Consider the following 7764-nt stretch of genomic DNA (forward strand, 5'->3'; position numbering starts at 1 on the left):
TACTACTTGATGTCATTGGTGTAAATTATTGATTATCAGTATAATATACAAATAATTAATAACTTTGACAACTATAAATCAACTGATTATCTAGCTTTTATCAAAGAAAAAGTGTGAGTTTGCCCTGCCTTTTTAGGCTTAAAATTAGTATCGAAAATAGGTTTTTCAGTTAAAAACAGCCGTTCTCGATACTAATTTTAGTTAGAAAATGCACTTTTATAATATTAAGTAATTCACAAAAAAGTAGCTGTAAAAATCTTATATTTGTTGAAAAATAAACAAACACACAAAACTATTATAAATTATGGATTTTAATTTAACAGAAGAACAAATTATGATACGTGATGCAGCTCGTGATTTTGCCAAAGCTGAATTACAGGAAGGAGTTATAGAACGTGATAAAACTGAAACATTTCCTACAGAACAAATAAAAAAAATGGGCGAACTAGGTTTTTTAGGAATGATGGTAGATCCAAAATATGGAGGAAGCGGATTAGATACTGTTTCCTACGTTTTGGCTATGGAAGAAATTTCCAAAATTGATGCATCTGCTTCCGTTATTATGTCTGTTAATAATTCATTAGTTTGCTGGGGATTAGAAACCTACGGAACCGAAGAACAAAAACAAAAATATTTAGTTCCATTAGCTAAAGGTGAAATTCTTGGTGCTTTTTGTCTAAGCGAACCTGAAGCTGGTTCTGATGCCACTTCACAACACACAACCGCCATTGATAAAGGAGATTATTATTTATTAAACGGTACAAAAAACTGGATTACTAACGGAAATAGTGCCAGTGTATATTTAGTAATTGCACAAACTCATAAAGAAAAAGGACACCACGGAATCAATGCTTTTATTGTTGAAAAAGGAATAGAAGGCTTTGATATTGGCCCAAAAGAAGATAAAATGGGAATTAGAGGTTCCGATACACACTCATTACTATTTACAGATGTAAAAGTTCCAAAAGAAAACAGAATTGGTGAAGATGGTTTTGGATTTAAATTTGCCATGAGAACATTGGCTGGTGGTAGAATAGGAATAGCATCTCAAGCATTAGGCATTGCCGCCGGTGCTTATGAATTGGCACTTAAATATTCTAAAGAACGAAAAGCTTTTGGAAAACCAATTTGTGAACATCAAGCCATTGCATTCAAATTAGCAGATATGGCTACTGAAATTGAAGCAGCTAGGCTTTTGTGTATAAAGGCCGCTTGGGACAAAGACAATCATAAAAATTACGATTTATCAGGTGCAATGGCAAAATTATATGCTGCCGAAACCGCCATGAAAGTAACCACAGAAGCAGTGCAAATTCACGGTGGAAATGGTTATGTAAAAGAATATCATGTAGAGCGTTTAATGCGTGAAGCTAAAATTACTCAAATTTACGAAGGCACTTCTGAAATTCAAAAAATTGTAATCTCGAGAAGTGTTTTGAGAGATTAAAATTCCTTTTTGTAATCTCGAAAAGTATTTTTTTAAAAGATTAAGAATATTTTACTTAGGGCAATTCATTTTGCCCTTTTGAATTTTACTTTGTTTCTTTTCTCTCAAAAAATTAATTTACATAGCTAAAAAAAATATTTTAATTAGCTTCTTCCTACTAATTATCGAATACGTTTTAGTAATTTTTTCAGCCTACTATTAAATGAATGAATATTTATTCATACATTTGTATCAAAAATAAATACATCAATTATGGCAAGAAAAATAGATGATGAAAAAATTAAAAGAATAAAAGAAGCCACTATGCAAACTATTGTTGAAAATGGTATTGAAGATACAACCATAGCAATGATTGCAAAAAATGCTAACGTCAGTGGTGGCTATTTGTATAGAATTTACAAAGGAAAACAGGACTTAATCAATGAACTTTTTTTTGAAAAAGCGAATTCACTATACCAAGAATTAGAGTTTCTACTAAGCGTTCAACAAAACACCATAGAATCTTTTATAAACTCTTTTATTCAAAACAGAATTATTTATTTTATAAATGAACCTATTGCTTCAAAATTTTATTATCAATTGCTACATAATGAAAATTTCGCTTTACCAAAAGACTTGAGAATTAAGACATTACATGTAATGGAAACTATTAAAGCTATTGGACTTAAATCTGGAGAAATATCAGAAAACATCAGTCTGTATCAATTACATTATCATCTTTTTGTATATGTAATTGATTATATTCATTTTAAAAGAAAAAATATTTTTGGTTTAAAAGAATCTATAAATGAAGATCTTCCTTTTTTAACCCAAAGTATTCTCAAAATTTTTAAACAATAAACAAATGATTCAAATCATAATAAAAAATAGTCATCCTTTAAAATTAAAACATATTACATTTTTGTTTTTTTTAATTGGTTCAATAAGTCAGGCTCAAGTAATTTCATTAAAAGATGCCCATGAATTAATGCTATCAAATAACGGAAATTTAAAAGCTTCTTCATTTGAAGTTAGACAAAATTATGAAGAATATAAAGCCACACAAGGATTACATTTACCTAATATTACAGCATCTGGAACTTATTTAAGAATTGATAATGATCTTAAATTTGATCTAAATCCAGAAAGAGATATGTTAGGCGGACTATTAAACCTTCCTAATCCAGCTCAATTATTAGGAGATTGGAATTTCACTTTGCAACAAAAAAATTTAGGCTTTGCTACAGTAAATGTTTCAATGCCAATATTTACAGGTGGCTTAATAAATGATGCTAACAAAGCTGCAAAAATAAAATATAAATTAGCCAAAAATAAGCATCAAATTAATGACAATAAATACACCATTAATTTAATTCAATCTTATTACAGATTAAAATTAGCAAAATCCGTTAAAAACCTAAGGCAAAAAGTATATAATACGGTTCAATTACATTATAACCTAGCTGCTAAATTTTTTGAAAATGGTCTAATTCCAGAAGTAGAGACCCTAAATGCCCAAGTTGCCTTGTCTAATGCTAAAACTGAACTAATTGGTTCACAAAAAGATTTGGAATTAGCAAAAAACGCATTAGCAAACTTAATAGGAATTAAAAATATAGATAGTTTATCTACAAATTTTATAAAACCAACTTTAGTTAAACCATTAAGTAAATTTCAAATAGATTTATTAAAAAATAACCATCAATTAAAAGCTATTCAACAAAATAAAAGTCTAGCTCAAATTGGGGTTCAGGCAAAAAAGAGTGACTATTTTCCTAAAATTGATTTTTTTGGATCTTATATTCCTTGGACAGATAATTTGCCAATTGTAAAAAATACAAAATGGTTTGTTGGTATTGGTGCTGAATGGAAATTATTTGATGGTTTACAACGCGAACATAAAATAAAAGCAGCAAAATATAAAATAGATCAAGCTAAAGCTATTGAAGTCCAAGCCAAGCTAAATCTTCAAACCTACACAGAAAAATTATTTAACACTATGAAAAAAGCGTCTGAACAATATCAAAGTCTTATTCTCAATGAAACCTATGCCCAGAAGTTAAAATTTATGAGAACGCGTGCATTTGAAGAGGGTACAGGAACTTCATTAGAAGTGGTGGATGCCTCTTTAAAACTTTCACAAATTCAATTATATAAATTACAAACCTTATATAAATACAATATAGCCTATGGGGAACTCATGGTTATCACTGGACAAACTAATCTATTTTTGAACCAAAACTAAACTAAAAATGAAAAATACAAAATTTATAAAATCACTTATTAGCCTACTAATAATCGCAATATTAGTATTAACTGGTATATGGTTTTTAATTAAACCTAAACAAGTTGTATTACAAGGTAGAATTGAAGCAAAAGAAATTTATTTATCTGCTAAAATTCCAACCAGAATAAAATCCTTTGAAGTTAATGAAGGTGCTTCTGTAAAAAAAGGACAACTATTAGCTACATTAGAAAGTCCAGAAATTACAGCTAAAGTGCAACAAGCATTAGCAGCACAAGAAGCTGCTAATGCCCAAAAGGATAAAGCCGTAAATGGTGCTAGAGTTGAAGAAATAAGAGCTGCAAAAAGTGTTTATATAAAAGCTTCAGCTGCAGCAGAGGTAATGAGTAAAACTTATGATAGAATCAACAATTTATTTAAAGATGGTTTAGTATCTCAACAAAAAAAAGATGAAGTTTCAGCTAAAAAACAAGCTGCCTTAAGCGATCAGATTGCCGCTCAAAACATGTATCAAATGGCTTTAAACGGAGCAAGAAAAGAAGATATTGCTACTGCAAAAGCTTTGGTGAAACGTGCTGAAGGAGCTTTAAATGAAGTTAAAGATTACAGTAATGAAAGAAATATAATTTCACCAATAGATGGAGAAGTAATAAACTTTTTACCAGAAGAAGGTGAATTAATAGCTCCTGGTTACCCTGTTGTCCATTTAGTAGATTTGGCAAATAGCTATTCTGTTATTAATGTAAAAGAAACCTTTCTATCCAACTTTAAAAAAGATGCTGAATTTGAAGCTACCATACCTGCATTAGCAAATAAAAAAATAAAATTTAAGGTGTATTATATTGCCCCTTTAGGCTCATATGCTACATGGCATGCTACTAAAGCTTCAGGTGATTTCGACATCAGAACATTTGAAATTAAAGCTCATCCTGTTGTTAAAGACAATAATCTAAGACCTGGAATGAGTATTTTAATAGATTATTCTCAATTTAAGAAATAATATGAAACCAATGCTACAGATAGCAAAAAGAGAAATTGCTTTACTACTTAGTAATAAAACTATTTTCATTTTTGCCGTAATACTTCCTTTTATTTCATTACTATTTTTTAATGGCTTATTAAAAAATGGTGTTGCGAGAGATTTACCAATTGCAGTAATTGATTTAGATAATTCTGCAATTTCAAGAAATGTTATTTCTCAATTAGATGCAACTCCTGAATTATGGATTTATCAAACCATTGTTAATCAGCAAAAAGGTGAATCCTTAATCCGACAAGGAAAAATATACGGATTGGTAACTATTCCCAAAAATTTTGAAGCTGATTTAAAAAGTGGTAAACAAGCAACAATTGTCAATCAATACAACAGTAATGTTTTACTGCCTGGCGGATTAGAATTTAAGACTTTCAGCAAGGTTATTGGAACAATTTCTGCTAAAATATTTATACAAAATCAACTGCTTAAAGGGGTTTCAATGCAACAGGCTATTGTTAATTATCAACCTGTAAAATTAAATAATCACGTACTATCAAACCCATATACCAATTATTCTTATTATTTGAATTCTGGATTTTTGGCGTATTTTCTTCAAATAATAATAATTTTGACAACAATATATTGCTTTGGAAATGATTTAAAATATAATAAAGGAAATCAATTATTAAGAATTTCAAATGGAAAATTAAATCCCATCGTTTTTGGAAAAATTTTACCATTTACTATATGGTTCTTTTTCGTTGGACTTATTATGTATTACAGCATGTTTGTATGGCAAGATTTTCCTTTAAACGGAAGTAAAACAGCATTATTAATCGGCCTTTTTTTACTAATAGTTGCAAGTCAATCTTTTGCGTTATTTTTTCTTTCAATTAGCAATAGTTTTAGCGAAGCATTGATATATGGCTCAGGTTTTGCAGCAGTAAGTTTATCTTTTTCCGGAATAACATTTCCTATTTTTTCAATGGGTAAAATTTTACAATGGATAAGCCAAGTTTTCCCTTTTACACATTTCTTTGAATTGTTTATGGAACAATCTCAACAAGGATTTCCTGTTTATTATTCTTTTAAATCAATTATAATGCTTATAATTTTATGTTTACTGCCTATTATTTTTGCTTGGCATAATTTACACAAACTTTTTTTTAAGGGTATGTTTAACAACCGTATTTAATTATGAATAAAATAATCAAATCATATTACCAATCTAAAATTTTATTCTGGAATACTATTCGTTCAGAATGGAAAGCAATTACCCAAGATAAAGCAGTAATTGAAATCTTTTTGTCCATTACTATGGTCATTCTTTTAGCTTATACTTATATATACTCTAATCAAGTTGTTCAAAAAATACCAGTAGCAGTAGTAAATCAAGATGCAACAAAACTTAGTAGAGATTATATCGCTATGCTCAATGCAAGCGATGGAATTAAAGCGGTAACTACAATTACTAATTTGCAAGAAGCCAAAGTTGCCTATTACAAAAACAAAGTGAGAGGAATACTTATTATTCCAAAATATTTTGAAGAAAATATAAGAAGTGGCAAACAAACAACAATCACTACTTTTTCTGATGCGTCTAATATGTTATTTTACAAACAAGTATTAGGAACCATCTCAACTATTAATGGATATTTTAATGCTGGAATAGTTATAAAAAAAGAAATGGCACATGGAAAATCATATAAACAAGCTATTAAAAATTATACTTCAATTAAAACAATTTCTAATAGTTTATTTAATATTTCGGGTGGATATGCCACTTATTTAATTCCAATGCTAACAGCCTTAATTGTTCAATTAGTATTATTAATGGGAATTGGGTTAATAAATGGCACCAAAAATGAAGAACTTACAATGAAATCTAATTTTCCAAAATTATTACATAAAGGCGGAACAATTCCCGTATTATTTGGAAAAGCAGTTTTATATTCTTTACTATTCTTAGTAATTATTCCCATTCAAATTGGAATTGTTTATACTCTATTTTCAATCCCAGTTAGATCCTCTCTTTTTACAATATACATTTTCACAATCCCTTACGTGTTTTCTATAGTTTTTTTGGGAATAGCAATTAGTTCCTTTTTTAACAAACGTGAAGATGTTCTGCTGTTTATTGTACTTACTTCAATACCTTCTTTAATGTTAAGTGGACTTTCATTTCCCGTTCAAGGTTTTTCTAGATTTTACAAAATTCTTGCCCAATTTGTACCTTCAACTTCTGGTATAGATGGATTTGTCAAATTGACTCAAATGAAAGCCTCATTTTTTGAAGTATTCCCTGAATGGGTAAAATTATGGTTATTAGCGTGCCTTTATTTTATATTAGCTTTTATTTCTTTAAAATTAAGAACTCGCAAGAAGTTGAAAACCATCTGAAATTATTATTATTTTCTATTAAATAAAAAAGCTCATTTTTAATATAGCTTTTTTACAATTTGATAATTATACCCGATACGTATCAGCCTTCCAATTTTTAATTTGAAGTTTTATTTCTTTTTCAGATAAATTTTCTTTCACAGCTTTTTCCGATAACCCAATATACTCCTCATCTGAAGCAAAACGCAAACCAATTATTTGTCTCATGGTTAATTTTTCATCCAACGCTTTACCTGTTAAAATATAAAACCGAAATTTTTCTTCAGCTCTTATCGCTCTATCTTGTGCTTTTAATGCAAAAGTTCTAACAAAATAAAACATAAACAACAAAATAAATGATGTCAATACTAATAATGAAGCTGAATATAAATTATCTTCTGAAGATTTCATTAAGCCTCTTATTGATCCTATAATAAGTATAAGAATTGCTATAAATGTTATCACGTGGTATCCAATAACAAATTTAGCATGATTGCTGTAATTTTGTTGTTTCATAATGTTAATTTTTAAAATTATTATATTGTAAATATAAGAATTATTAATAAACAATAATCAAAAAAAAACCTTCAATAGTTAAATTGAAGGTTTTCAAAAGAAAGGCGGTGACATACTCTCCCACCGGTTGGCAGTACCATCTGCGCTGATAGGCTTAACTTCTCTGTTCGGTATGGGAAGAGGTGAGCCCTATCGCTATAACCACCTTAAAATTTTAGTTAT

At 29.0% G+C, this 7764-nt stretch carries 7 protein-coding genes and 1 rRNA gene; 6 read left to right on the forward strand and 2 right to left on the reverse strand.

The genetic code is table 11. The features are described 5' to 3' along the window. Positions 1-304 precede the first annotated feature (304 nt). The 6 genes from L3J60_RS12970 to L3J60_RS12995 all read left to right on the forward strand — a co-directional run bounded on the left by L3J60_RS12970 (position 305) and on the right by L3J60_RS12995 (position 7047). Positions 305-1447, forward strand: a complete 1143-nt coding sequence (locus tag L3J60_RS12970) for an acyl-CoA dehydrogenase (RefSeq protein ID WP_291975988.1) — start codon at positions 305-307, stop codon at positions 1445-1447. A gap of 252 nt (positions 1448-1699) precedes the next feature. Continuing rightward, a complete protein-coding gene (locus L3J60_RS12975) occupies positions 1700-2287 on the forward strand; it encodes a TetR/AcrR family transcriptional regulator (protein WP_291975989.1) in 588 nt (195 codons plus the stop codon). 4 nt (positions 2288-2291) lie between these two features. Further along, on the forward strand, positions 2292-3671 hold the full coding sequence (locus L3J60_RS12980) for a TolC family protein (protein WP_291975990.1): 1380 nt from the start codon (positions 2292-2294) through the stop codon (positions 3669-3671). 7 nt (positions 3672-3678) lie between these two features. Continuing rightward, positions 3679-4671, forward strand: coding sequence for an efflux RND transporter periplasmic adaptor subunit (locus L3J60_RS12985; RefSeq protein ID WP_291975991.1), 993 nt, complete (start codon positions 3679-3681; stop codon positions 4669-4671). A gap of 10 nt (positions 4672-4681) precedes the next feature. Beyond that, a complete protein-coding gene (locus L3J60_RS12990) occupies positions 4682-5842 on the forward strand; it encodes an ABC transporter permease (protein ID WP_291975992.1) in 1161 nt (386 codons plus the stop codon). Between the two features lie 2 nt (positions 5843-5844). Then, entirely contained in the window at positions 5845-7047 is a 1203-nt protein-coding gene (locus tag L3J60_RS12995) for an ABC transporter permease (protein ID WP_291975993.1), read from the forward strand. A 66-nt stretch (positions 7048-7113) separates the two neighbouring features. Here the strand turns inward: L3J60_RS12995 and L3J60_RS13000 are convergent, their stop codons facing one another. Both L3J60_RS13000 and rrf read right to left on the reverse strand, forming a co-directional pair. Continuing rightward, positions 7114-7542, reverse strand: coding sequence for a DUF6526 family protein (locus tag L3J60_RS13000; protein WP_291975994.1), 429 nt, complete (start codon positions 7540-7542; stop codon positions 7114-7116). A 99-nt stretch (positions 7543-7641) separates the two neighbouring features. Continuing rightward, a 5S ribosomal RNA gene (gene rrf, locus L3J60_RS13005) occupies positions 7642-7751 on the reverse strand. Positions 7752-7764 lie beyond the last annotated feature (13 nt).

This window comes from Lutibacter sp. (assembly GCF_021647475.1).
Taxonomy (GTDB): domain Bacteria; phylum Bacteroidota; class Bacteroidia; order Flavobacteriales; family Flavobacteriaceae; genus Lutibacter.

Coding starts and splice junctions, on each gene's coding strand:
- L3J60_RS12980 (WP_291975990.1), top strand. CDS start 2,292: ATGATTCAAATCATAATAAAAAATAGTCATCCTTTAAAATTAAAACAT.
- L3J60_RS13000 (WP_291975994.1), bottom strand. CDS start 7,542: ATGAAACAACAAAATTACAGCAATCATGCTAAATTTGTTATTGGATAC.
- L3J60_RS12990 (WP_291975992.1), top strand. CDS start 4,682: ATGCTACAGATAGCAAAAAGAGAAATTGCTTTACTACTTAGTAATAAA.
- L3J60_RS12985 (WP_291975991.1), top strand. CDS start 3,679: ATGAAAAATACAAAATTTATAAAATCACTTATTAGCCTACTAATAATC.
- L3J60_RS12995 (WP_291975993.1), top strand. CDS start 5,845: ATGAATAAAATAATCAAATCATATTACCAATCTAAAATTTTATTCTGG.
- L3J60_RS12975 (WP_291975989.1), top strand. CDS start 1,700: ATGGCAAGAAAAATAGATGATGAAAAAATTAAAAGAATAAAAGAAGCC.
- L3J60_RS12970 (WP_291975988.1), top strand. CDS start 305: ATGGATTTTAATTTAACAGAAGAACAAATTATGATACGTGATGCAGCT.